General features: G+C 63.2%; 22 protein-coding genes. 18 read left to right on the top strand and 4 right to left on the bottom strand.

The window, feature by feature from the left end; translation table 11 throughout:
* The first annotated feature begins 76 nt into the window (after positions 1-76).
* The 4 genes from eno (at position 77) to AC1RRC_RS23455 (ending at position 5,384) form a co-directional block, all read left to right on the top strand.
* A complete protein-coding gene (gene eno, locus AC1RRC_RS23470; RefSeq protein ID WP_493057948.1) occupies positions 77-1,360 on the top strand; it encodes a phosphopyruvate hydratase in 1,284 nt (427 codons plus the stop codon).
* Between the two features lie 57 nt (positions 1,361-1,417).
* On the top strand, positions 1,418-1,765 hold the full coding sequence (gene ftsB / locus AC1RRC_RS23465) for a cell division protein FtsB (RefSeq protein WP_493057947.1): 348 nt from the start codon (positions 1,418-1,420) through the stop codon (positions 1,763-1,765).
* Between the two features lie 145 nt (positions 1,766-1,910).
* Positions 1,911-4,151 (top strand): TonB-dependent receptor domain-containing protein, encoded by a 2,241-nt coding sequence (locus tag AC1RRC_RS23460; protein WP_493057946.1) that lies wholly within the window; start codon positions 1,911-1,913, stop codon positions 4,149-4,151.
* Positions 4,152-4,166: 15 nt separating this feature from the next.
* Positions 4,167-5,384 (top strand): hemin-degrading factor, encoded by a 1,218-nt coding sequence (locus tag AC1RRC_RS23455; RefSeq protein WP_493057945.1) that lies wholly within the window; start codon positions 4,167-4,169, stop codon positions 5,382-5,384.
* Between the two features lie 132 nt (positions 5,385-5,516).
* On the opposite strand, the gene AC1RRC_RS23450 is transcribed toward AC1RRC_RS23455, so the two are convergent.
* Entirely contained in the window at positions 5,517-6,257 is a 741-nt protein-coding gene (locus AC1RRC_RS23450) for a FadR/GntR family transcriptional regulator (protein WP_493057944.1), read from the bottom strand.
* A 228-nt stretch (positions 6,258-6,485) separates the two neighbouring features.
* Between AC1RRC_RS23450 and AC1RRC_RS23445 the strand changes: the two genes are divergently transcribed.
* From AC1RRC_RS23445 to AC1RRC_RS23415, 7 genes are all read left to right on the top strand, one after another.
* Positions 6,486-9,236 carry a TonB-dependent receptor plug domain-containing protein gene (locus AC1RRC_RS23445; RefSeq protein ID WP_493057943.1) on the top strand — a complete coding sequence of 917 codons (2,751 nt, stop codon included), beginning with the start codon at positions 6,486-6,488 and terminating at the stop codon, positions 9,234-9,236.
* Between the two features lie 102 nt (positions 9,237-9,338).
* Complete coding sequence (locus AC1RRC_RS23440; protein WP_493057942.1) at positions 9,339-10,493, top strand: mandelate racemase family protein; 1,155 nt, start codon at positions 9,339-9,341, stop codon at positions 10,491-10,493.
* A gap of 8 nt (positions 10,494-10,501) precedes the next feature.
* On the top strand, positions 10,502-12,157 hold the full coding sequence (locus tag AC1RRC_RS23435; protein WP_493057941.1) for an ABC transporter substrate-binding protein: 1,656 nt from the start codon (positions 10,502-10,504) through the stop codon (positions 12,155-12,157).
* Entirely contained in the window at positions 12,154-13,176 is a 1,023-nt protein-coding gene (locus AC1RRC_RS23430) for an ABC transporter permease (protein WP_493057940.1), read from the top strand. Before AC1RRC_RS23435 ends, AC1RRC_RS23430 begins: the two co-directional genes overlap by 4 nt.
* A 14-nt stretch (positions 13,177-13,190) precedes the next feature.
* A complete protein-coding gene (locus AC1RRC_RS23425) occupies positions 13,191-14,108 on the top strand; it encodes an ABC transporter permease (RefSeq protein WP_493057939.1) in 918 nt (305 codons plus the stop codon).
* Between the two features lie 10 nt (positions 14,109-14,118).
* Positions 14,119-14,961: an ABC transporter ATP-binding protein gene (locus AC1RRC_RS23420; RefSeq protein ID WP_493057938.1), complete on the top strand. Its 843-nt coding sequence runs from the start codon at positions 14,119-14,121 to the stop codon at positions 14,959-14,961.
* A gap of 11 nt (positions 14,962-14,972) precedes the next feature.
* Positions 14,973-15,716, top strand: coding sequence for an ABC transporter ATP-binding protein (locus AC1RRC_RS23415; protein ID WP_493057937.1), 744 nt, complete (start codon positions 14,973-14,975; stop codon positions 15,714-15,716).
* 22 nt (positions 15,717-15,738) lie between these two features.
* Here AC1RRC_RS23415 and AC1RRC_RS23410 read toward each other — a convergent pair whose 3' ends face one another.
* The 3 genes from AC1RRC_RS23410 to AC1RRC_RS23400 all read right to left on the bottom strand — a co-directional run bounded on the left by AC1RRC_RS23410 (position 15,739) and on the right by AC1RRC_RS23400 (position 19,410).
* Positions 15,739-17,565 carry a DUF885 domain-containing protein gene (locus AC1RRC_RS23410; protein ID WP_493057936.1) on the bottom strand — a complete coding sequence of 609 codons (1,827 nt, stop codon included), beginning with the start codon at positions 17,563-17,565 and terminating at the stop codon, positions 15,739-15,741.
* Between the two features lie 263 nt (positions 17,566-17,828).
* A complete protein-coding gene (gene hslO, locus AC1RRC_RS23405) occupies positions 17,829-18,794 on the bottom strand; it encodes an Hsp33 family molecular chaperone HslO (protein WP_493057935.1) in 966 nt (321 codons plus the stop codon).
* Positions 18,795-18,849: 55 nt separating this feature from the next.
* Complete coding sequence (locus AC1RRC_RS23400; RefSeq protein ID WP_493057934.1) at positions 18,850-19,410, bottom strand: gamma carbonic anhydrase family protein; 561 nt, start codon at positions 19,408-19,410, stop codon at positions 18,850-18,852.
* Positions 19,411-19,618: 208 nt separating this feature from the next.
* Here AC1RRC_RS23400 and AC1RRC_RS23395 point away from each other — a divergent pair, with 208 nt between their 5' ends.
* From AC1RRC_RS23395 to AC1RRC_RS23365, 7 genes are all read left to right on the top strand, one after another.
* Complete coding sequence (locus AC1RRC_RS23395; RefSeq protein WP_493057933.1) at positions 19,619-20,497, top strand: alpha/beta fold hydrolase; 879 nt, start codon at positions 19,619-19,621, stop codon at positions 20,495-20,497.
* Positions 20,498-20,556: 59 nt separating this feature from the next.
* A complete protein-coding gene (locus AC1RRC_RS23390) occupies positions 20,557-21,390 on the top strand; it encodes a 3',5'-nucleoside bisphosphate phosphatase (protein WP_493057932.1) in 834 nt (277 codons plus the stop codon).
* Between the two features lie 62 nt (positions 21,391-21,452).
* Positions 21,453-22,334, top strand: a complete 882-nt coding sequence (gene htpX, locus AC1RRC_RS23385; RefSeq protein ID WP_493057931.1) for a protease HtpX — start codon at positions 21,453-21,455, stop codon at positions 22,332-22,334.
* Positions 22,335-22,446: 112 nt separating this feature from the next.
* On the top strand, positions 22,447-23,070 hold the full coding sequence (locus tag AC1RRC_RS23380; protein WP_493057930.1) for an L-threonylcarbamoyladenylate synthase: 624 nt from the start codon (positions 22,447-22,449) through the stop codon (positions 23,068-23,070).
* Between the two features lie 89 nt (positions 23,071-23,159).
* The gene (locus tag AC1RRC_RS23375) at positions 23,160-23,813 is read left to right on the top strand and encodes a site-2 protease family protein (protein ID WP_493057929.1); all 654 of its coding nucleotides are present in this window, start codon (positions 23,160-23,162) and stop codon (positions 23,811-23,813) included.
* Position 23,814: 1 nt separating this feature from the next.
* Positions 23,815-25,017, top strand: a complete 1,203-nt coding sequence (locus tag AC1RRC_RS23370) for a tryptophan--tRNA ligase (protein WP_493057928.1) — start codon at positions 23,815-23,817, stop codon at positions 25,015-25,017.
* Positions 25,018-25,053: 36 nt separating this feature from the next.
* On the top strand, positions 25,054-25,602 hold the full coding sequence (locus AC1RRC_RS23365) for a class I SAM-dependent methyltransferase (protein ID WP_493057927.1): 549 nt from the start codon (positions 25,054-25,056) through the stop codon (positions 25,600-25,602).
* Positions 25,603-25,668: the final 66 nt, after the last annotated feature.

The following is a 25,668-nucleotide window of genomic DNA, read 5'->3' as shown; positions in this document are numbered from 1 at the left end:
TTGCTGCAATTTTTTGCCGGGGTAGGACAGCCGGCCCCGAACCAGATTTTGCTTTTAACTTCGTTTGGAGATACACATGAGTGCAATCGTAGACATCATCGGCCGTGAAATCATCGACTCGCGCGGCAATCCAACCGTCGAATGCGACGTGCTGCTGGAATCGGGCGTGATGGGCCGCGCCGCTGTGCCGTCGGGCGCATCGACCGGTTCGCGTGAAGCCATCGAGCTGCGTGACGGCGACGCCAAGCGCTACTTCGGCAAGGGCGTGCTGCAAGCCTGCGAAAACATCAACACGGAAATCTCGGAAGCCATCATCGGCCTGGACGCCAATGAACAAGCTTTCCTGGACCGCACCCTGATCGACCTGGACGGCACCGAAAACAAGTCGCGCCTGGGCGCGAACGCGATGCTGGCCGTGTCGATGGCGGTTGCCAAGGCCGCCGCGGAAGAAGCCGGCCTGCCGCTGTACCGCTACTTCGGCGGTTCGGGCGCGATGCAGTTGCCAGTGCCAATGATGAACGTGATCAATGGCGGCGCGCACGCCGACAACAACCTGGACATCCAGGAATTCATGATCATCCCGGTCGGCGCGCCATCGTTCAAGGAAGCCATCCGCTACGGCGCGGAAGTGTTCCACACGCTGAAGAAAATCCTGCACAAGAAAAACCTGAGCACGGCCGTTGGCGACGAAGGCGGCTTTGCCCCATCGCTGTCTTCGCACGAAGAAGCCATCAAGCTGATCATCCAGGCGATCGAAGAAGCAGGCTATGAGCCAGGCACGCAAATCGCCCTGGGCCTGGACTGCGCGGCGTCCGAGTTCTACAAGGACGGCAAATACCACCTGGAAGGCGAAGGCCTGGTGCTGTCGGCTGAAGAATTCACCAACCTGCTGTCGACCTGGTGCGACAAGTACCCGATCATCTCGATCGAAGACGCGATGCACGAAGGCGACTGGGACGGCTGGGCAATCTTGACCAAGGCGCTGAGCGGCAAAGTACAGCTGGTGGGCGACGACCTGTTCGTCACCAACACCAAGATCCTGAAAGAAGGCATCCAGAAAGGTATCGCGAACTCGATCCTGATCAAGATCAACCAGATCGGCACCCTGACCGAAACCTTCGCCGCCATCGAGATGGCCAAGCGCGCCGGCTACACCGCCGTGATTTCGCACCGCTCGGGCGAAACCGAAGATTCGACCATCGCTGATATCGCAGTCGGTACCAACGCGCTGCAGATCAAGACCGGCTCGATGTCCCGTTCGGACCGCATGGCCAAGTACAACCAGCTGCTGCGCATCGAAGAAGATCTGGGCGACATCGCTTCCTACCCAGGCCGTGACGCGTTCTACAACCTGAAGTAATTCTGTAACTTGCATGGCGGATTAATGGGCGTTGCCCATTAATCCGCCCTACGTTTTATGCGTCTGATTACCCTTGCCCTGGCTGTCCTGCTGTTGCTGATCCAATACCCGCTGTGGCTGGGAAAGGGCGGCTGGTTGCGCGTGCGCGAACTGGAAGGCCAGCTGTCCGTTGCGCAGGAAAAAAATGCCGCGCTGAAAAGCCGCAACGCCAAACTTGAATCCGAAGTGCGTGACCTGAAAGACGGCACCGGCGCCGTGGAAGAGCGCGCCCGCTTCGAACTGTCGATGCTCAAGCAAAACGAAATTTTCGTGCAAATCCTCGGCAAGGACCAGCCGAAGCCGCTGCACAGCGGCACGCCCGCGCCACAAGCCCCCGTTGCACCGGCCACCAAGCCCAAGTCCTGAATCAACCCCGCCACCGGCTGCCGGAGATATCCATCCGGCGATAATGGCCATTCTCGTTTTGAATTGTAAATGAGAATCATTATTGTTAATATGTGCCGGTTGCCAGCCTGATTGCCAGCTTTGTCTCCTCAACAACTGGAATCCCATGGCTGCACATCCCTGCAAGCTGCGGCGCCTCGCCGCGCTGCTGCTGACCTCATGCGCCGCGCCCGCTTTGGCGCAAACCCAACTCAATGAAGTGCTGGTGACCGCCAGGCGCGACGACGCGCCTGCCCGCACCGTCACCACCATCACCGCCGTCGAGATCGAACGTCATGGCGCCACCGACATGGGCGGTATTGCCCGCTATGCGCCGCTGATCAGCGTGCCGGTGGCCGCCAGCGGCTCCGGCAATATCTGGGATGGCGCCGGCAATACCGGCTTTAATATCCGTGGCATCGAGGGCAACCGCGTCAGCCTCGACGTGGATGGCATTGCACTGCCCGACGCGGCGCCGAAGCCGGACGCCACGTCATTGAATGCCTTCGGCATTGGCCGCGATTACTTCGACCCGGAAACCTTGCGCGACGTGCGCATCACGGCGGGCACGTCGCCGGCCGGCGCCGGCACGCCGGGCCTGGGCGGCAGCGTGGCACTGGGCACCAAGTCGCCCGGCGATTACGTCGGCAAGGATAAAAGCACCTATGCCGAATACAAGGCCGGCTACCAGTCCGTCACCGGCAGCCGCATGCATGCGCTGACCGGCGCCGCCGCCGCCGGCAACGTGGAAGCACTGGCCGTGCTGGTGCGCCGCGATGGCCGCCAGCACGACAGCGCGGGCAGCGCCGCCGTCAATCCAGACGACTGGTCGTCCGATGCCTTGCTGGGCAAGCTGCAATGGACGCCGCTGGCGGGCCACAAGCTGGGACTTACGCTCGATGCCTACCGCGCCGAACATGACCGCGTCTATGCCAACAAGCAGGGGGCGTTGTATCCGGAAGGCGCGCGCCAGGATTCGCGCACGCGCCGCACCCGTATCAGCGCCGATTATGCGCTGACCGTGTCCACCGCATTGTTCGACACCGTCGACGCGCGCATGTACGCGCAGGATGCGCAGGTGGAAGACCGCACGCACGCGTCCTACATCACCGGCGGCAAGCCGTACCTGCGCGATATCGACACCGGTTATTACAACGACAGCCGTGGCCTGGCGTTCGATGCGCAAAAACAGCTGGGGCAGGGCGGCTTGCCGCCGGTGCTGCTGGTGTATGGCGCGGCCTACGAGCAGCAGGAAACCCGCCGTCCCTGGCGCGAAGACCGCACCGTGCTGCCGGGCGGCGCGCACCAGATCACGTCGAAGAACCGCATGGCCGACATGGACACCGGCAAGCTGGCGGCGTATGTGCGGGGAGAAGTGAGCCTGACCCTGGCCGGCTTGCCGGCCTTGCTGACGCCCGGTGTGCGGGCCGAGCAGCGCGAGTTGTCGCCCAAGAACTTGCAGGCCTACCTGGTGGCTGTGCCGGCCGCCGCAAAGGAATTGCGCGACGAGCGCGATACCGCAGTCACGCCCAGCCTGTCGCTGTCGGTGGACCTGTCGCCCGCATGGAATGTCTATGGTTCGTACAGCCGTGGCGCGCGCATGCCGACGGCCGCCGAGCGCACCGGCACCTTTGACTCGTTCAGCTATACCGGCGCCGGCAATGGCTATGCGGTGCTGGGCAATGGCAACCTGAAAAAGGAAACCAGCAATGCGTTTGAAGTGGGAGTCAAAGGCGCGCCATCGCACAGCGTGCAACTGGCCGCCTCGCTGTTCACCACCCGTTATGCGAACTTTATCGATTACGTGGCGCAGCCTGCCGACCCGGTGAATTACCCGACCATCACGTTCGGCCTGTACCGCCCTGAAAACATTGGCAAGGCCCGCGTCCATGGCGGTGAAGCCAGTGCCCGCATCGCGCTGGACCAGTGGGCCCAAGGCGCCAGCCTGGCGCTGGCGGCCGGCGCCTCGCGCGGCAAGGCCACCAATGTGAAGACCGGGCGCACCACCGCACTGGCCTCCGTGCTGCCCTATAAAGCCAGCGTCACCCTGGCGTGGGACGATCCCGCCAAGCGGGGCGGCACCGCGTTCACGGCGGCTTTCCTGCGCGGCAAGCAGGCGCAGTCGGACACCGCCACGCCATTCTTCGCCATTCCCGGCTACGCGGTGGCGGACCTGACGGGCTACTGGAACGTGGCAAAGCACGCCACCGTCACCGCCGGCATTTACAACGTGGGCGACCGCAAGTACTGGGATTACGCCTCGTCGCGCAGCCTGCCTGCCGGCGCCACTGCGGTGGCGCTGGCCGATATCGAACGCCAGGCGCGCCTTGGCCGCAATTACGCCGTTACCTTTAAACTGATGTACTGATCCCTGGAGACTGAAATGAGCAACCATCCTTACCGCCGCGCCTTCCGCCGCAGAATGATGCGCAATCTGATGGCGCTGACCGGCGCGCTGATCGTGGCGGGCGTCCTGCCGGTCCAAGCGGCTGCCCCGGCAGTCACCCCGCCGACCGCCACCCTGGCGGAGCGCTGGGCCATCCTGCGCACCGAACAGCCGAAACTGCAGATCCGCGATGCGGCCCGCGTGCTGAACGTATCGGAAGCGGAGCTGGTGGCGACGGGGATCGGCAAGACCGCCGTGCTGCTGAAGCATGACGACACGACTGCGCGCGGCATCATGCGCCGGGCACTGGACTTCGGCAAAGTGCTGGCGCTGACGCGCAATGAAAACGGTGTGCTGGAACGCACCGGCGTCGCCATGCGCCTGGAACAGGATGACGACGCGCCGTCGCAAGACCCGGAGCGCGAAGCGCGCCGCCGTAATATCGCCGGTGGCTATCTCGGCGGTGAAATCGACTTGCGCTTTAATTTCGCCAACTGGAAGCATGCGTTTGCCGTCGTTCAACCAGGTCGTGATGGCCAGTTGGCCCGCAGCCTGCAATTTTTCGATGCGCAGGGCAATGCCGTGCACAAGCTGTACCTGAAAAATGACGCCGCCGTGAATGTGTTCGACAAGCTGGTGGCGGACTTCCGCGCGCCGGACCAGCTTCAGCCGCTGGCGATCGTGGCGGCGCCCGCGAAACCGGCGGAAAAGCCGGACAGTGCGGTCGACGTCAAGGAATTCCAACTGGCGTGGACGGAAATGACGGACGTGCACCAGTTCAACCGGCTGGTGGCGGAATTCGGCTTGACGCGTGAGCAGGCGATGCGCCTGGCGCCGGCCGGCGCGGTACAGCGCCTGTCACCGCAAGCCGTGCGATCGCTGCTGGACGAGGCGGCGAAGCAAAAGCTGGCTATCATGGCCTTCCTCGGCAACACGGGCGTGACGCAAATCTTCAGCGGCGCCATCGCGAAAACCGCGGCCAGCCCGGGCAGCGCCGGCGACACCTGGTACAACGTGCTGGACCCGGACTTCAACCTGCACTTGCGCGACAGCGCGCTCAAGAGCGGCTATGTGGTGCAGCGCGCCGGCGTCACGTCGGTGGAATTCTTTGACAAGGAGGGCGAGCTGGTGGTGACCTTCTTTGGCGTGCGGGAGCGGGCCAAGCCGCAGCCGCAGGCGTGGGTGGAGTTGACCAAGGGCTTGCCGAAAGCCTGATCTAAACGGCAATGTTTCCAGAAAGCGGCTTGCACGGAGTCCCGTGCAAGCCGCTTTTTATTGCATTGATACATCAGACGTCTGACGAGTTGAGGCGTAAAAATAGCCGCACATGGCGGCCGGGCGGAAGGGTTAGCGCTGGCTGGCGTCGTATTGTTCGTGTGCGCGGCGCAGGCGTTCGCGGCTGTTGCTCAGGTGGGTGCGCATGGCGGCGCGTGCCGATTCCGGGTCTTGCCGGGCGATGGTGCCGACGATGTCTTCGTGTTCCAGGCGTACGCGGGCGATATACACCTCGGGCGCGTCGCGCGGGATGTGGGCGGACGCTTGCCGCGCCAGTGGCAGTTGTTCCTGGTGGATGTGGGTCAGCACATCGAGCAGGTAGGGATTGTTGGCGGCGTGGGCAATGGCTAGGTGCAGCTGGGTATCGTCGGCGGCGGTGTGGCCGGGTTCGTTGCAGTGCGCCAGGAAGGTGTCCAGGCTGGCGCGGATGCGCTGCAGCTGGGCTTCGCTGCGGCGCGTGGCGGCCAGGCCGGCTGCCTCGGTCTCGAGCATGATGCGCAATTCCAGCAGTGACAGCACCTGTTCCTTGCTCATGCCGGCGCGCGCCTGCAGCCCCATGGTTTGGCCCTTGCGTTCCAGTACATAAGTGCCTTTGCCCTGCAGGGTCTCCACCATGCCGGCGGCCTGCATGTGCGACATGGCTTCGCGCACCACGGAGCGGCTGACGCCGAGAGCGCGGATGATTTCCGCTTCGGACGGGACTTTTTCGCCGGGGGCGATACGGCTGTCGCGTATCAGTTCCGCCACATAGTTGACGACGCCTTGCGCCAGTGAGCGGGGTTTGGAAGAGGCAAGTGGGTGGCTGGAATCCATGGATGACAGTCTGGGTGTGAAAAACGCCGGTTGCGTTTTCGGAATGTCGTGATTATACTTGCTTCCAAGTTGTCAGACGACCGACAACATGGTGTGCGAACAACGACAACATCAGGGGCAAGTCTCGCTACCCAGAGCAGGTGGCGGAGGCGCATAAAAAGGACCGGTGCACAGCGCCGTAGCCGCGCGCCTATCGATCAAAGAATCCGAACCCTAGGAGACAAGAACATGTACCGCCGCATTTGCCATATTCCTTGCCGTATTCCTCGCCGCATCCCGAACATGGCCGCGCTGGCCATGCCGACTTCGCTGACGTCGATCGCCCTGGCCGTCCTGGCCCTGTCGGGCCACGCTGACGTGCTGGCCCAGCAAACCGAGGCCGCCGCGCCGATGCTCAAGGTGGAAATCACCGGCTCCACCATCAAGCGCGTGGCCGCGGAAAATGCCTTGCCCGTCTCGACCGTCAAGGCCGATGATTTCGCCAATTCCGCGCTGACCACCATGGCCGATGTCGTGACGTCGTTGCCGGTGGGGGCGACCAACGTGCCGTCGTCGGCCGGCGCTGGCACCAACATGAATATGCGCGGCATCGGCATCAACCGCACCCTGGTGCTGCTCAATGGCCGCCGCATGGTCAACGAACCGCTCAGTAACGGCTTCGTCAATGTCGACATGATTCCCATGAGCGCATTGAGCCGCGTGGAAGTCCTGCGTGACGGCGCCTCGTCGACCTACGGCACCGACGCCATCGGCGGCGTGGTGAACTTCATCACCAAGCGCACCCACAATGGCATCAACGTAACCGCGCAGGCGGTGCAACCGGAAAAATCCGGCGGCGGCAGGGAACACCGCCTGAGCATCCTGGGCGGCCGTGGCAACCTGGAGACCGATGGCTGGAACGTGTACGCCACCATCGATACGCACAAGCGCAGCGCGCTCGATTCGAATGACCGTCCGGAATTGTCCAGCCCGGAATTGCTGGCGCAACTGGGTATCGCACCGCGCGCCACCAGCGGCACCTATGCGTTCCCCGCCAACGTGTTTTCTCCCAGCACCGGCATCACCGGCAATCCGTATTACGCCAGCGGCTGCAAGGCGCCGTACTCGATGCAGGCCACCCGCAACACCTGCATCCTCAATTCGAACTACTACGTGCTGGCGCTGCCGGGCAATTCGCAAACCACGGCCTTCACCAAGGGCAGTTTGAAACTGTCGGAAGAGCATTTGATCACGGCGGAATTGCTGTATGCGCGTGAAAACATCACGACCCAGCGCGCGCCGACTACCACGGTGGGTTTTAACAATGCGGTCGCCACCATCACGCCGGCCAGCAAATATTATCCGGGCGGCAGCGCCGGCGTTCCGGCCATCGCGGGCTTGAATGGTTCGACCCTGAACGTGTCGTGGAGCGTGGCCGAACTGGGCCCGGCGATTGCGCGCGACCAGCAGGAAGCCACCCGCTTCGTGCTCACCGATGAGGGCCGCCTGGGGCAGTGGGATTACCGCCTCGGCACTATCTACAGCCGTGGCCAGCGCGATTCGTGGTTCCGCCAGGGTTACCTGAACGGCCCGAAATTGCAGGAAGGCGTGCGCAACGGTACCCTCAACCCGTTCGGCGCGCAAGACGCGGCCGGCCTGGCTTACCTGCAAAGCATTTCCGCCGACGGCGGCCAGATCCGCCATACCACCAACCGCTACACCGGTGCGGATGTGACCTTGACGCGCGAATTGATGCAACTGGCCGGCGGCCCGCTGACCTTTGCCACCGGTGCCGAATACCACGCCGACGCCAACGACGACCGCGCGCTCGATGGCGTCATTAACGTGCCATACCAGAACCGCCTGCCCAGCTATGCGGAAGGCAAGCGCAACATCAGCGCCGCCTTTGCGGAAATCGACGTGCCGCTGACCAGTGAACTCAATCTCAACGCCGCCCTGCGGGCCGACCGCTATTCGGATTTCGGCAATACCGTCAATCCGAAAGCCAGCTTCCGCTATCAGCCGTTCAAGACCTTGATGTTCCGTGGCTCGGCCAGCACCGGTTTCCGTGCGCCGACCCTGTTTGACCGGTATGGCTATCGTTTGCCCGGCGCCACCGCGCTGACCACCAGCCGCTGGGACGACCCGAAACTGTGCCCCGGCACCATGGGCCAGACCGGCACCGGCAAGGCCGTGGCGGGCGCCAATCCGCTGGTGGTGTGCAACGCCTTCCTGCCGGTGCAGCAGGGCAGCAACCCGGACGTGCTGCCGGAGGAGTCGCGCAACCTGACCTTGGGCATGGTGCTCGAACCGATGCGCAACATGATCCTGTCGCTGGATTACTTCAATATCCAGCTGAGCAACAGCATCGGCCAGCTGCCGCAAAACGCCATCTTCACCAACACCACGAAATACGCCGACCTGTTCGTGCGCAATCCCGACGGCACGCTGGCGTATGTGAAAAACACCGTGATGAACCTGGGCGACTTGCGTACCAGCGGCATCGACGTGGGCTGGAGCTACGCCTTCCCGAAGAACGCCTACGGCGACTTCAAGCTGGGCCTGGAAGGCACCTACGTGACGAACTTTGAAAACCAGAACGAGAAAGATGGCGCGTGGATTTCCAACCTGGGGCGCTTTGGCTCGGTCGGTTCCGGCAACGTCAGCGCCAGCCCGACGTACACGTTCCGCTGGAAGCACACGCTGCGCATGTCGTGGGCCAAGGGCGACTGGTTCTCGCAACTGACACAGAATTTCAACACCGGCTACCACGACTTGAACAACGTGGCGCCGGAATACTTCCGCGACATCAAGCCGTATTCGGTGTGGAACTGGACCTTGTCCTATAAGGGCATCAAGCACACCCACATCACCCTGGGCATCAGCAACCTGTTCGACACCAATCCGCCGGTGACCAACTCGAACGCGACCGCATATGCCAACAACATCGCCAGCCCGATCGGCCGCGCCTACAACGCGCGGGTCAGCTACGACTTCTAACCCGACCCTGGCGATCAGCACCGTCCCTTTGGCGGGTGCGCCGCGTGAAGTTGTCCACGCGTGAAGGCACATCCGCTCTTTTTATTCCTGAGAAAGCAGCAAATGAAAATCGAACGTGTACAAGGAACCGTGTTCCATTACCTGACCAAACGCAGTGTCGATAGCGCGGGCCATTCGCATCCGGGCCCGGAAAAGCGCGCCACCATGGCGATGGTCACCATCACCGCCGATGACGGCACCAGCGGCCATGCGTTCGGCCCGGTCGAAGTGGTGCGGCCCCACGTGCTCGAGGCGTTCGCCCGCAAGGTCCTGATCGGACAGGACCCGTTTGACCGCGAACGCCTGTGGCAAGAACTGGCGCACTGGCAGCGCGGCAGCGCGGGCCAGTTGACCGACCGCGCGCTGGCCGTGATCGAGCAGGCGCTGTGGGACCTGGCGGGCCGCAAGCTGAACACACCAGTGTATAAATTGCTGGGCGCTTACCGCGACAAGGTGCCGGCTTATGGCAGCACCATGTGCGGCGACGAGTTGAAGGGCGGGCTGTCGACGCCGGACGAATACGCGGCCTTTGCCGTGAAACTGGTGGAGCGGGGCTACAAGGCCATCAAGCTGCACACCTGGATGCCGCCGGTATCGTTCGCGCCGAGCGTGGCGATGGACATCAAGGCGTGCGCCGCGGTGCGCGAAGCCGTGGGACCGGATATCGCGCTGATGCTGGACGGGTATCATTGGTATAGCCGCACCGACGCGCTGACCATTGGCCGCGCGCTGGAAAAGCTCAATTTCGCGTGGTTCGAGGAAATGATGAACGAGCAAAGCATCGCATCGTATGCCTGGCTGGCCAACCAGCTCGATATCCCGATCGTCGGCCCGGAATCGATTTCCGGCAAACACCATGCGCGCGCCGATTGGGCGCAGGCGGGCGCCTGCGACATCCTGCGCGCCGGCGTGCCCGGTGTCGGCGGCATCACGCCGACCATGAAAGTGGCGGCGCTGGCCGAAGCGTTCGGCATGGATTGCGAAGTGCACGGCAATGGCGCGGCCAACCTGGCCGTGACGGCGGCCATCAAGAATTGCCGCTGGTATGAGCGGGGCTTGCTGCACCCCTTCCTCGAGTACGACGAGGCGCCGGCCTACCTGCGCAGCCTGCCGGACCCGATGGATGCCGACGGCTACGTGCACCTGTCCCAATTGCCGGGCCTGGGCGAAGACATCGACTTCGACTATATCGCCGCCAGCACGGTGGAAACCTACTAGGCGCGGGCATGCACTTCGCAACTCTTTTCAAGTGGCTGTCCCTTGCGCCGCTGCTGCGCTCCGCGCCGGCCATGGCGCTTGCGCTGGCGATCAGCGCCGCGCCCGTGCAAGCGGCCACGCCGCGCGACCAGCTGGTGATCGGCATGAACATGAACAACTTGCTGTCGCTCGATCCGGCCGGCGCCACCGGCAACGACGTGCTGGGCGTGGTGGCCAACCTGTACGATTACCTGGTCGAACTCGATCCGCACGACCTCACTATCGTCAAGCCGGCCCTGGCGGAAAAGTGGGAGATCGCTCCCGACCGCAACAGCATCACGCTGACCCTGCGTGACGGCGTGCGATTCAAAAGCGGCCGCCTGCTGACGGCGCACGACGCCGCCTGGTCGCTGCACCGGGTGCTGAAACTGAACCTGGCCATGGCGTCGCCATGGAAAAGCTATGGTTTTAGTAAAGCCAATGCCGAGCAGCTGATCACGGCCCCCGATGCGCGCACCCTGCGCATCGTGCTGCCGGAACCGACCGACCCGAAAATGGTGCTGTACACCTTGGGCACGTCCGTCAGTTCCGCCATCCTCGACCGAGACACGGTGCTGGCGCACCAGAAAAACGGCGACCTGGGCGCGGCATGGCTGCTGACGCACGCGGCGGGTTCCGGCCCGTTCGTCCTGACGGAATGGCGCGCCAAGGACGCCATGCTGCTGGACCGCTATGACGGTTACTGGCGCGGCCCCGCGAAGTTGCGCCGGGTGGTGATGCGCCACGTGCCGGAATCGCTGTCGCTGCGGTTCATGATCGACCGTGGCGATGTCGACCTGGCGGCCGGCATGGCGGCGCCGGATATCGAGGCGCTCAAGCATGAGGGGCGCGTGGTGGTGCAACCGGTCAAGCGCGGCAACACGTATTACGTGGCGCTCAGCCTGAAGGATGCCCGCTATGCGGACAAGCGCGTGCGGCTGGCGCTGCGCAAGCTGATCGATTACGACGGCATCAACCAGGCCATCATGCCGCACTATGGCGTGGCACACCAGCGCCCCGTCATGAGCGGGCTGGCATCGACCCTGCCCGATCCCGGCTACAAACTGGACGTGGCGGGCGCGCGCAAGCTGCTGGCCGACGCCGGCTACCCGAACGGGTTCCACACCACCATCCGCGTCCTGTCCGATCCGCCGATGATCAATATCGCCACCGCGCTGCAGGCGACCCTGGCGCAAGCGGGGATTGACGCTGCCATCCTGCCAGGCACCGGCAACCAGGTCTATGGCTCGATGCGCGACCGGAAATTTGAAATCGTCGTGGGCCGTGGCGGGGGCGGGGTGGAACCGCACCCGCACGCCAACCTGCGCGCGATGGTGTACAACCCGGACAACCGCGATGCGGCCCGGTTGACCAATTTCCAGGGCTGGCGCACCTCGTTCCACCACGACGCGATCAACCGCCTGATCGAACAGGCGGTGCGCGAGCGCGATGAAACGGCGCAGCTGGCGATGTATCGCGAAGTGCAGCAACTGTATGACAGCGAAGTGGGCGCGATCCAGCCGATCGCGCAAATGGTCGACACTGTGGTGCTGAGCCGCCGCGTGCACGGCTATGTGGGCCACCCGTCCGCCACCACCTTGCTGCGCGACGTCTATAAGGATGAGGCCATGAGGATCAAGCCATGAATGGATTGAAGAAAGGCGCGGCCGCCTGGCGGACCCGCCTGCTGAGTACCGGGGCGACCCTGCTGGGTTTACTGGTGCTGACGTTCTTTATCGGCCGCGTGATGCCGATCGACCCGGTGCTGGCGATAGTCGGCCCGGACGCGGATGCGTCAACCTACCAGCAAGTGCAAGAGCAGCTGGGGCTGGACCGCCCGCTGCTGGTGCAGTTTGGCCATTACATCGGCGAACTGGCGCAGGGCAACCTGGGCACGTCACTGTTGACCGGTAATGCCGTCAGCGACGACATTGCCCGCGTGTTCCCCGCCACGGTGGAACTGGCCACGCTCGCCATCGTGGTCGGCACCGCGCTCGGTGTGCCGCTGGGCGTGTTTGCCGCCAGCCGGCGCGGCCGCCTGGGCGACCATGCGGTGCGCGTCATCAGCCTGGCCGGGCATTCGACGCCGGTGTTCTGGTTCGCGATGATGGGCTTGCTGGTGTTCTATGCGTGGCTGGGCTGGGCCGGCGGGTCCGGCCGGATCGCGCTGGCGTTCGATGGCGCGATTCCCCGCGTGACGGGACTGCTGCTGGTCGACACGCTGTTGTCCGGCAATTGGGACGCCTTCGCCAGCAGCGTGCAGCACATCGTGCTGCCGGCCTGCATCCTGGGCCTGCACTCGATGGCGTACATCAGCCGCATGACGCGCAGTTTCATGCTGGCGCAACTGTCGCAGGAATACATCCTGGCGGCGCGCGTCAAGGGCCTGTCGGAAGCCGCCGTGATCTGGCGCCACGCGTTCCGCAACATCCTGGTGCAATTGCTGACCATCGTGGCGCTGGCCTATGGCGGCTTGCTGGAAGGCGCGGTGCTGATCGAGACCGTGTTTGCGTGGCCCGGTTTCGGCCAATACTTGACCAACAGCCTGCTGCTGGGCGACATGAATTCCGTGATGGGCTGTGTGCTGTTGGTCGGCATCATCTTCGTCACGCTCAATCTCATCTCGGACGCCCTGTACCAGGTATTTGACCCACGGATGCACTGATGCTCAACACTGCCATGTCCCAACCTTCCGCCGCTCCCGCCAGTCCGCCCGCATCCGCCACCTCCGCCGCGGTGGCGGAATCGGCCGCCTCGGCGCTGCGCGATACCGTGCGCCGCGCACTGCACCACCTGCTGCGCAATCCCATGACCCTGGCCGGACTGGTCGTGGTTGTGCTGCTGGTGACGGTCGCCCTGTGCGCGCCGTGGGTCGCCACCCACGATCCGCTGCGCCAGGATTTATACGCCACCTTGCAGGCGCCTGGCGCCGCGCACTGGTTCGGCACCGACGAATATGGACGCGACACCTTCAGCCGCCTGGTCTACGGCGCCCGCACCACGCTGTACATCGTGGCGCTGGTGACGGTGGTGGTCGGCCCGATCGGGCTGGCCGTGGGCGCGGCGTCAGGCTACTTCGGCGGCTGGATCGATACGCTGTTCATGCGCATCACCGATATCTTCATCTCGTTCCCCAGCCTGGTGCTGGCGCTGGCCTTCGTGGCCGCGCTGGGACCGGGACTGGAACATGCGGTGATCGCCATCGCCCTGACCGCGTGGCCGCCGATTGCGCGGCTGGCGCGGGCCGAAACCCGCTCGCTGCGCAAGGCCGATTTCATCGCCGCCGTGCAATTGCAGGGCGCATCGCCGATGCGCATCCTGGTGCGCCATATCGCGCCGCTGTGCCTGTCGTCGGTGCTGGTGCGACTGACGATGAACATGGCGTCCATCATCCTGACGGCGGCGGGCCTGGGTTTCCTGGGACTGGGCTCGCAACCGCCGTCGCCGGAGTGGGGCGCGATGATTTCCGCCGGGCGGCGCTACATGATGGAATGCTGGTGGCTGGTCGCCATGCCGGGCGCCGCCATCATGCTGGTCAGCCTGGCCTTTAATTTGCTGGGTGATGGCTTGCGGGACATTTTCGACCCACGCAGCTGAGGAGAATGCTTTGGATAACAACATCAAGCTGGAAGCGGACGATTTGCGGGTGCGCTTCGCCACCCGCGACGGCCTGGTCGACGCCGTGCGCGGCGTGTCGTTCAAGGTGGGCCGGGAAAAGCTGGCGATCGTTGGCGAATCGGGCTCCGGCAAATCCACTGTGGGCCGTGCCTTGCTGAAGCTGCATCCGGCCAGCGCCCGGATCGAAGCGCGCACCCTGCGCTTTGGCGACGTGGATTTGCTGCGCGCCGATGAACGGCAGATGCGCGCGCTGCGCGGACGGCGCATGTCGATGATCATGCAAGACCCGAAGTATTCGCTGAACCCGGTGATGCGGGTTGGCGACCAGATCGCCGAGGCGGTGCTGGTGCACCAGAAAGTGCCGAAGGCGCAAGTGCGGGAACAGGTCATCGCCATGCTGGAAAAGGTGCGCATCCGCGAGCCGCAGCGCGTCTACGACTTGTATCCCCACGAGATTTCCGGCGGCATGGGGCAGCGCATCATGATTGCCATGATGCTGATCCCGAACCCGGAACTGGTGATTGCCGACGAGCCGACTTCCGCGCTCGATGTGTCGGTGCGCTCGCAGGTGCTGTCGGTGCTCGATGAACTGGTGGAAGAGCGCGGGCTGGGGCTGATTTTCATCAGCCATGACTTGAACCTGGTGCGCAGTTTTTGCGACCGCGTGCTGGTCATGTATGCGGGCCGCGTGGTGGAAACCATCGCGGCGGCGGACCTCGACCGTGCGCAGCACCCGTACACGCGCGGCTTGCTGGCGGCGCTGCCTTCGATCGATGTGAAACGCCCCATCTTGCCGGTGCTGCGGCGCGACCCTAGCTGGTTGACAGCATGAAAGGAAACGACATGATTACCGTAGACCGGCTGGCGCTGTCATTTGGCGACCACCAAGTGCTGCATGACGTGAGCTTCGACGTGAAGGAGGGCGAAGTGTTCGGGCTGGTGGGCGAATCCGGTTCCGGCAAGAGCACGGTGTTGCGCTGCCTGGCGGGATTGCATACGCACTGGCAGGGCGCCATGAGCATCGATGGCCAGGGGCTGGGCCACCGCATCGACCGCGAGCGGTGCCGGCTGATGCAGATGGTGTTCCAGGACCCGTATGGCTCGCTGCATCCGCGCCACACGATCGATACCGCGCTGTCGGAACCTTTAAAAATCCACGGCATCGGCGAGATCGATGACCGCGTGTGCGACATCCTGGTCCGGGTCGGGCTGAATCCCTCGTTCCGCTACCGCTATCCGCACCAGCTGTCGGGCGGGCAGCGGCAGCGCGTCGCGATCGCGCGGGCGCTGATCCTGTCGCCCCGCATCCTGCTGCTCGACGAGCCGACGTCGGCGCTGGACGTGTCGGTGCAGGCGGAAATCCTGAATTTGCTGGAAGAGTTGCGGCTGCGGGAAGGGTTGACGTACCTGCTGGTGACGCACGATTTGGGCGTGGTGGTGCACATGTGCCAGCGGCTGGCGGTGATGCAGCAGGGGCGCATTGTCGATACGCTCGACAGTGAATTGCTGCGCTCCGGCGCGGCCAGCCATCCTTACACGCGCAGTTTGCTGGCCGCCTCGCGCAGTTACCAGCGCGAGGCGGCCTGACTTTCGTCGCGCGGGGGCGGGCTTATTTACTGAGCGTAATCCACGCGCTGACTCGCGCTTCAAGCAGGGGCAGCGGCAAGGTGCCTTCGCCCAGCACCACCGCGTGGAACGCCGGGTAGCTGAATTTGCTGCCCAGTTCACGCTGCGCCTTGTCGCGCAACTCGAGGATCTTCAGCGAACCGACCTTGTAGCTGAGCGCCTGCGCCGGCCAGACCATGTAGCGCTCGATCTGGTTTTTCGCGCGGGCTTCGGACACACCCAGCGTTTCCACCATGTAGGCGATGGCTTGCTCGCGGCTCCAGCCCAGCGCGTGCATGCCGGTGTCCACCACCAGGCGTACGGCGCGCAGCATTTCCGCGTTCAGGTGGCCGTAGTACGACACCGGGTCGTCATACAGGCCGAAATCCTTGCCCAGGGTTTCCGCGTACAGGGCCCAGCCTTCCGTGTAGGCCGCGTTGTTCTGGTTTTCCGTGCTGAACATGCGGAAGTCCGGCAGCGGCATTTCCTTCAGCAGCGCGGCGTGGAAGTGGTGGCCCGGCACGCCTTCGTGCAGCAGCAGGCTGGCCATGCCGGTGCGGCTGTAATCCCTCGGATCGTTGACCACGGCCCAGAACACGCCCGGGTGCGATCCGTCGGCGGCCGGCGGCGTGTAGTGGTCGGACGCGGTGGCGCGCGTCAGTTCCGGTTCCAGCTCCACCACCAGTTTGGATTTCGGCACCAGCGTGAAATACGCCGGCAGTTTGCTTTGCAGTGCATCGTACATCTTGCGGTAGGTGTCGAGCACTTCCGCTTCGGTGGTAAATGGCTTGAACTGCTTCTGGTCGCGCACCCACTGCGGGAACGCCTGCGCCGGGCCATCGTAACCAAGCTTGCCCATCAAACCCTGCATCTGGCCGCTGATGCGCGCCACTTCCTTCAGGCCCAGGTCGTGCACGGCCTGCGGCGTCAAGGGCAGGTTGGTGCTGTCGTTGATGCGGGCCGCATACCACTTGTCGCCGTTCGGCAGCGCGCTCCAGCCGGTGCTGTCACGGCTGGCGGGCAGGTATTCGGTTTCCAGGAAGCGCGCCAGGCGGGCCAAAGCGGGGTTGAGCTGGTTCACGGCGGCGCGGTAATCGCGCGTCAGGCGGGCCTTGTCGGCGGCGGAAAACGCTGCAGGCATGCGTTTAACCGGCGAGTAGTAGGCGCTGGTTTCCACCGTGGCGCTTTTCAGCGCGGCCATTTGCGGCAGCATCGCCTGCGTGATGCTCTTCGGTTGCACGATGCCTTGCTTGACGCCTTCGCGCATGTTGGCGATGGCCTGGTCGATCCATGGCGCCAGCTGGCGCACGCGGCTCAGGTAATCCTGGTATTGCTTGACCGTGCCGAGCGGCTGGGAACCGGTGCCGCCCGCGTAATTGGCCAGGGTGCTGGGGATGTTGTCGAAGTGGTTCAGCGGCAGCAAGTGTTCGGGGAACGGCGCCAGCGCCAGGGCGGCTTCCAGTTCATAGGCCAGCAAGTCCAGGGTCATCTGGTCCCGACCCGGCAATTGCGTGCGCGGTATCGCGGCCAGGCGCGTTTGCATCTGGCGGTACGTGGCGAATTGCTTGGCCCGTACGGCGGGGGCGATGGCCATGCCGATCTGGTCGTTGTATCGGCTGTCGCCGTTGGCGGTGGCAAACAGCAACGGATCGAAACGGGCGCGGGCGACGTGGAATTCTTTGGCCAGTTGCGCCAGCTGGCGCTGGACCGGGCTGGCCTGCTGCGCAGCGGCACGCTTGGTTGCCGGCGCTGCCAGGGCCGGACTGGTGGTGATGGATGCGGCCAGCAGGCTGGCGGCAAGGACCGTGATCGCGAAACGGTGTGGCAGCATGAAAGTATCCTGAGCGAAGTCGGAAAGGCGCTCAGGATACTCCAAAATGTGAGGGGATTGGGCCGTTTGGTAACTTGTCGCTGGCGGTATTCCGTAGGGTGGTTTCCGCCGGGGGCGCCGAGCCTTGGCGGAAGCCGCCGTGCTGGCGTCGTCACCAGGGCGGGCGGTATCGGGATGCCGGCGTGGCGGCTTGATGAAGCCAAACCGCCCTACGGAGTGACGGCGCGGATTGCCGGTCCAGGCGGTGGCCTGGACCACCCGCGTCAGTGCTTGGCTTCGCCCGCGTGGATCAGTGCTTCGGCCGGTTCATCGCTGGCGAACAGTTGCGCGCAATCGACCTTGTCATACTCGTAGTGCTTGCCGCAGAAGTCGCAATTGATGGCGACCGTGCCCAGTTCTTCGAGCACGCTGTCGATTTCCGGCTTGCCCAGCGTTTTCAGCATGTTGCCGACTTTTTCGCGGGTGCAGCTGCAGTGGAACGACGGGTGGACCGGATCGAACACGCGGATGGTCTCTTCCCAGAACAGGCGCTGGATCAGCACGTCGATCGTGGTGCCCAGCATTTCCTCTTCTTTCAGGGTCGAGCCCAGCACCACGGCGCGGTTCCAGGTTTCCAGCGCTTCGTCGGCCGACACCGGCTGCGCTTCGGCCTTGCCGCCATGGTGCGGCAGTTTTTGCAGCAGCATGCCGCGCGACACGCTGTCGTCGGCCGCCAGCCACAGGCGCGTATCGAGCTGTTCGGAACGCAGCATGTAATGTTCGATCACGGTGGCGACGTCGTCCGCGTCCAGCGGCACGATGCCCTGGTACGGCTGCTGGCCCGGCACTTTTTCGGCCGGATCGAGCGTGATGATGAAGCGGCCTTTGCCATGTTCATTCAGCAGGCGGGTCAGGCCGGCATCGTCGCTGACCACCGCGTCATGGCGCAGCTTGGCCGTGGCGCGCAGGCGCAGTTGCGCATCGCATTCCACCACCAGCAGGCGCACCGGACCGTCGCCATGGATTTGCATGACGATGGAACCGTTGAATTTCAAATTGGCCGACAGCAGCGCCGCCGCCGACACCATCTGGCCCAGCAGGCGGCGCACCGGCGCCGGGTAATCGTGGCGGGCCTGGATTTCGCGCCAGGTGGCGGAGACGTCGATCAGCTCGCCGCGCACGGTGGCGTTTTCAAAGATGAATTTTTGCAGCGTGTCCTGGCTGGTCGCGAGGTCTGGGGTCTTGCTCATTGTTTTTCCTGATATATGGATGCCCGGCCTGAAGGCCCCGCACCCAGGTTATTTATTATATGGATGCCCGGCCTGAAGGCCCCGCACCCAGGTGGTCGAGTTGTTTCAGTTGCGTTTTGAACAGCCTGCCGCGCTGCACGTAGCTGTCGGCGCTGCCTTGCAGGCGGGCGACATCGTCCGGCGTCAAGGTGCGCACGGCCTTGGCCGGCGAGCCGATGATCAACTGGTTGTCCGGGAATTCCTTGCCTTCCGTGACCAGCGCGCCGGCGCCGACCAGGCAGCCTTTGCCGATCTTGGCGCCATTGAGCACCACGGCCTGGATGCCAATCAGCGAGCCGTCGCCAATGGTGCAGCCATGCAGCATGGCCTGGTGGCCGATGGTCACGTTGTTGCCCACGTCGAGCGGGTAACCCATGTCGGTATGCATCACGGCGCCTTCCTGCACATTGCTGTTTTCACCGATGGTGATGCGTTCATTGTCGCCGCGCAGGGTCGCGCCATACCAAACCGACGCATTCGCGCGCAAGGTGACTTTACCGATCAGGGTCGCATTGTCAGCCACAAAAGCCGATGCATCAATGTCGGGCGCGTGATCGCCCAATTGGTAGATCGTCATGGAATGCCTTGAAGATGGGGGAATACCGCTATTTTACGCCGAGGTTGCGCCGAGTCCGCCAAAACCCGGCAAAATGGCTCCGGACTGGCGGGATCTGCGATTTTCGCACGATCGTGCTAAACTCTGGACTGGCCGCCAGGAAAACCTGTCATCCCGGCTTCAGCAGTCCCATATGGCGCCATGTGCGCTCCTTTCAAGGTGGAATCCCATGCATAAACCGTCCCGCTCCGAATTCATTGATGTACGCGGCGTGCGCACGCATATCCGTCACTGGGGCAGGGAAGGCGCACCCAAGATTTTCATGGTGCACGGCTGGATGGATGTGTCGGCCTCGTTCCAGTTTGTCGCCGATTGCCTGCAGGGCGACTGGCATGTGATTTCGCCGGACTGGCGCGGTTTCGGCCTGACTGAAGCGCCCAAGGTCGATACCTACTGGTTCCCGGATTATTTGGGCGACCTCGATGCGATCTTGCGCCATTACCAGCCGGACGGCGCGGTCAACCTGCTCGGCCACAGCATGGGCGGCAATATTGTCGGCCTGTATGCGGGCGCGCGCCCGGCGCGCATCCGCCGCCTGATCAACCTGGAAGGCTTTGGCTTGAAATCCACGACGCCGGACCAGGCGCCGGGCCGCTATGCGAAATGGATGGATGAATTGCTGGAACCGCAGGAAATGAAGGGCTATCCCGACCTGGCCGGGGTGGCGAGCCGCTTGCAAAAGACCAATCCCCGACTGCGCGACGACCGCGCCACGTTCCTGGCGCAGCACTGGTCGGCGCAGGATGCGGATGGCCAGTGGCGCATCCTGGGCGATTCCGCCCATAAGCGCACCAGTCCGCTGCTGTACCACGTGGAAGAAGTGATGGCCTGCTGGCGCGCCATTACCGCGCCGGTGCTGTGGGTGGAGGCCTCCAATACCAATATGTGGCTGTGGATGGGGCCGAAGGAGGAGGCGCGGGTGGAGGTGGACCGGCGCCTGGGCCACCTGGCCAACGTGACGGCGAAAATGATCGATAACGCTGGCCATATGCTGCACCATGACCAGCCGGAACAACTAGCCGCCATGCTGGAAGAGTTTCTCGCCTGACAATTGGCAAGGGCGGGGTACAATGATGACTTCCCCTGTTCCCAGCGATTTGTAACTATATGTTGAAAGTCGACTTGCATTGCCACTCCAACGTCTCTGACGGTGTGCTGCCGCCCGCGAAAGTCGCGCAGGTGGCGCGCCAGGGCGGGGTGGACGTGTGGGCGCTGACCGACCACGATGAAGTCAGTGGCATTCCGGCCGCGCGCCAGGCGGCGGCGGAACAAGGCATGCGTTTCGTGCCGGGCGTGGAAATTTCCATTACGTGGGCGGGGGAAACCGTCCATATCGTCGGCCTGCAAATCGATGAGACCAACCCGCAACTGGTGCAGGGTTTGCACCAGACCCGTTCCGGGCGCGACCGCCGTGGCCATGAAATTGCGCGCCAGCTGGCGCTGCATGGCATTCCGGACGCGTATGAGGGGGCCCTGAAATATGTCGACAACCCGGATTTGATTTCCCGTACCCACTTTGCCCGCTATATCGTGGAGTTGGGCAAGTGCCGTACGGTGTCGGAAGTGTTCAAGCGCTACCTGGCCGAAGGCAAGCCGGGTTATGTGGAACATCGCTGGGCGTCGCTGGAACAGGCCGTGCAGTGGATTTTGGGCGCGGGCGGCATCCCCGTGATTGCCCACCCGGGCCGCTACAAATTTTCCGACATGGCGCAGGGCGTGCTGTTTGATGAATTCAAGCAAATGGGCGGCAGGGCCATCGAAGTGGTGACGGGCAGCCACACGCCGGACCAGTATCCTGAATATGCGGAGCTGGCCAACCGCTACGGTTTCCTGGCGTCGCGCGGCACGGATTTCCATGCGCCGGGCGAGGCGCGCGTGAGTTTTGCCGAATTGCCGCCCTTGCCGGCCAATGTGAAACCGGTCTGGCACGACTGGTTCTGAACTTGTTTTTGAGTCACATCAGCCGCATCTAAGCGGCGGACCCATTTCTCTGCGAGTTCACCATGAAACGTATCGTCCTGTTTATTGCAACCAACCTGGCTGTGATGCTGGTGTTGTCGCTGGTGCTGTCGGTCTTGGGCATTGCGCGGCCGGGCGGGGCTGGCGGATTGCAGCTCGGTAACCTGATGGCCTATTCGCTGGTGATTGGTTTCACCGGCGCGATTATCTCGTTGCTGATCAGTAAGCCGATGGCGAAGTGGAGCACGGGCGCCCGCGTCATCGAGGCGCCGCGTGATTCCACCGAACAATGGCTGGTGTCCACGGTACAGCAATTGTCGCAGCGCGCCGGCATCGGCATGCCGGAAGTCGCGATTTATGACGGTGAGCCGAATGCCTTTGCCACCGGCGCGTTCAAGGATTCCGCGCTGGTCGCGGTCTCGACCGGCTTGCTGCAATCGATGAACCGGGAAGAAGTCGAAGCCGTGCTGGGCCACGAAGTGGCGCACGTGGCCAATGGCGACATGGTGACCATGACCCTGATCCAAGGCGTGGTGAATACGTTTGTTGTGTTCCTGGCGCGCGTGGTTGGCTATTTTGTCGACCATGCCCTCAGTGGCCGCCGCGATGGCGACTACCGTCCTGGCATCGGCTACACCATCACGACAGTCATTTGTGAACTCTTGTTTGGCTTGCTGGCCTCGATCATTGTCGCGTGGTTTTCGCGCCAGCGCGAATTCCGCGCCGATGCCGGCGCGGCCGGCCTGATGGGTAGCAGCGTGCCGATGCAGCATGCGCTGATGCGCCTGGGCGGCTTGCAACCCGGCGCCTTGCCGCAAGACATGGCGGCGTCCGGCATCACCGGTGGCGGCGGCTGGTCGGCCTTGTTTTCCACTCACCCTTCAATGGAAGAGCGTATCGCAGCCCTGCAGAGGCTGCCGCGTTGACGGCCGTTTCAAAACGCCCGCAGCGTTGTTGCGGCGCCTTGCCGTGCAGGCGCACTGTCTGCGGCGCCGCGCCTAGCTGCGGTCATTTTGAATCAACCGTTAAAATGAATATATGAGCCAATATTTCCAGGTCCACCCACTCAATCCCCAGCTGCGCCTGATCAAACAGGCGGCGCAAATCATTCATGGCGGCGGCATCGTCGCGCTGCCAACCGATTCCTGCTATGCGCTGGTGTGCCACCTGGATGACAAAGCCGCCGTGGAACGGCTGCGCCGCATCCGCGGCATCGATGAAAAGCACCATTTGACGTTGCTGTGCCGCGATCTCAGTGAAATCGGCGTCTATGCGCGGGTCGACAATAAACAGTTCCGCATGCTGAAGGCGGCCACGCCGGGCCCGTTCACCTTCATCCTGGAAGCAACCCGCTGCGTTCCGCGCCGCCTGTCGCACCCGTCCCGTAAAACCATCGGCTTGCGCGTCCCGTCGACGCCGATCGTGGAAATGCTGCTGGGCGAGTTGCAGCAGCCGCTGCTGGGCACCACCCTGATCTTGCCGGGCGACGATGAACCGCTGACCGATCCGGATGAAATCCGCGAACGACTGGAAAAACAGGTTGACTTGATCGTCGATGGCGGCGCCTGCAGCTTTGAGCCGACCACCGTGGTGGACTTGACGGGCGACGAGCCGGAATTGGTGCGGCGCGGGCAGGGCGATCCGGCTGTGCTGGGCATGTAACTTCCCCGATAAACTTTCCTCCAATCACCTCCCGCCGGACCGGTTGTGCCGGTCTGGTAGAATCTTCCGTTATGAATGATCTTAGTTACATGATGCAGAACATCGCGGTCTACGCGATACCTGTCCTGTTTGCGATTTCCCTGCACGAAGCCGCCCATGGTTATGCCGCCCGGTATTTTGGTGACCCGACGGCCGAACAGCAGGGGCGCCTGCGGATCAATCCGATCCACCACATCGACCTGTTCGGTACGGTGATCTTGCCGCTGTTGCTGTACTTGAGCACGCACATGGCGTTCGGCTATGCCAAGCCGGTGCCGGTCGATTACAGCCGTCTGCGCAATCCGAAGAAACAGATGGGCTTTGTGGCCGCCGCCGGTCCTGCCGCCAACTTCGTCATGGGCGTGGCCTGGATGGCCTTGCTGATCTTGCTGATTTCTTTCGGGGTACAGGAAGAATTCCTGTTGAAAGTCGCCGATGCGGGTGTCAAGACCAATGCCGTGATGTGCGCGTTCAACTTGATTCCCGTGCCGCCGCTCGATGGCGGCCGCATTTTGACGGCCCTGCTGCCGATGGATTTGGCGCGCCCATTTGCCCGTATTGAACGCTATGGTCCATTCGTGTTCCTTGGCCTGATCCTGCTGAGCTATACCGGCATGCTGACGCCATTCCTGGGAACGCTGGTGGCCATCACGGTCTGGCTGTTCAGCCTGGTGGTCTATCCCCTCACATTCTTGCTGACCTGATATGTATCCCGACCGAGTCGTCTCCGGCATGCGTCCCACCGGGACCATGCATCTGGGCCACTACCATGGCGCGCTGACCAACTGGGTCAAGATGCAGGCCGAGCAGCCGTGCCTGTTCTTTGTCGCGGACTGGCATGCGCTGACCACGCATTACGACGATCCGGACGTGATCGAGCGCAGCACGTGGGAAATGCTGGTGGACTGGCTGGCGGCCGGGATCGATCCGTCGCAGGCGACCCTGTTCATCCAGTCGCGGGTGCCAGAACATGCGGAACTGCATTTGCTGCTGTCGATGGCGACGCCGCTGGGCTGGCTCGAGCGGGTCCCGACGTACAAGGACCAAATCGAGAATCTGGCCAATAAAGACCTCGCAACGTACGGCTTCCTCGGTTATCCGCTGTTACAGGCCGCCGACGTGCTGATTTACCGCGCGAGTGAAGTGCCGGTGGGCGACGACCAAGTGCCGCATATTGAAATGATGCGTGAAATTGCGCGGCGTTTTAATCATTTGTACGGAAAAGAAAAGGGTTTCGAGGAAAAAGCGCAAGATGCCGTGAAAAAGCTCGGCAGCAAGCGTGCGCGCCTGTACAACGAATTGCGCACCCAGTTCCAGCAAGATGGCGATGCCGAGGCGCTGGAACAGGCCAAGGCCATGCTTGATGACGCGCACAACCTGTCGATGGTGGACCGCGAACGCCTGTTCGGCTACCTGGAAGGCAGCCGCAAGCTGATCCTGGTGGAGCCGCACGCGAAGCTGACGGCGGCGTCGCGCCTGCCGGGCCTCGATGGCCGCAAGATGTCCAAGAGTTACGGTAACGCCATTGCGTTGCGTGAAGAGAAGGATGTCGTCACCAAGAAAATCCGCACCATGCCGACCGACCCGGCCCGGGTGCGCCGGTCCGATCCGGGTGACCCGGCCAATTGCCCGGTCTGGCAATTCCACCAGGTGTATTCCGATAACGCCACCCAGGAATGGGTGGTGAAGGGCTGCAAGTCCGCCGGTATCGGTTGTATTGAATGTAAACAGCCCGTGATTGACGCTATCATCCGGGAACAGGAACCCATGCACGAACGGGCCCAGCCGTATTTGGACGACCCGTCGCTGGTGCGCGCCATTGTCGCGGACGGCAATGACGTGGCCCGCAAGCTGGCCCAGGAAACCATGCGCGATGTGCGCGAAGCAATGGGTCTCAGTTATTTTTAATGGTGATTTTTGACGTCCGGTCCGTAGGAGAGGTTGATGAGTGATGTGATTTCCCCGTGGGTGCAACGCTTCGCCCCCTTGATTCCCAGTGGCGATGTGCTGGACCTGGCTTGCGGCACCGGCCGCCATGCGCGCCACTTGGCGGCGCTGGGCCACGCCGTGGTGGCGGTGGACCAGAACGCCGATGCGCTGGTGGAAGCGGCCGGCCAGGGTATCGTCACTTCGCAAATCGACCTGGAAGCGGACGACGCGGTCTGGCCATTCGGCCCGGAGCGCTTTGCCGGCATCGTGGTCACCAATTACCTGCACCGTCCGCTGATTGCCGACATGGTCGGCAGCCTGGCGCCGAATGGTGTTTTAATTTATGAAACTTTTTCTGAAGGCAACGGCCAGTTCGGCAAACCGTCGAACCCGGCATACCTGTTGACACCCGGCGAACTGCTGGGTTGGGCTGCGCAGCACGGATTGCGCGTGATTGCTTTCGAGGACGGCCTGGTGGAAACGCCAAAACCGGCGCTGGTGCAGCGCATCGTGGCTGTGAAGGCGGAATTCCCGCGTGTTGCCGCACTTTTGCCGGCTTTTTAATATGTGAATATATGTGATATGCCAGCCACCTGCGGCAGGCTATCGTCTACAATCGTTGTTTTATCT

The sequence above is a fragment of the Pseudoduganella sp. GW821-FHT12E03 genome (genome assembly GCF_058807115.1).
Note: the sequence above shows the minus strand (reverse complement) of the source record. Positions and strands in the feature narration are given on the sequence as shown.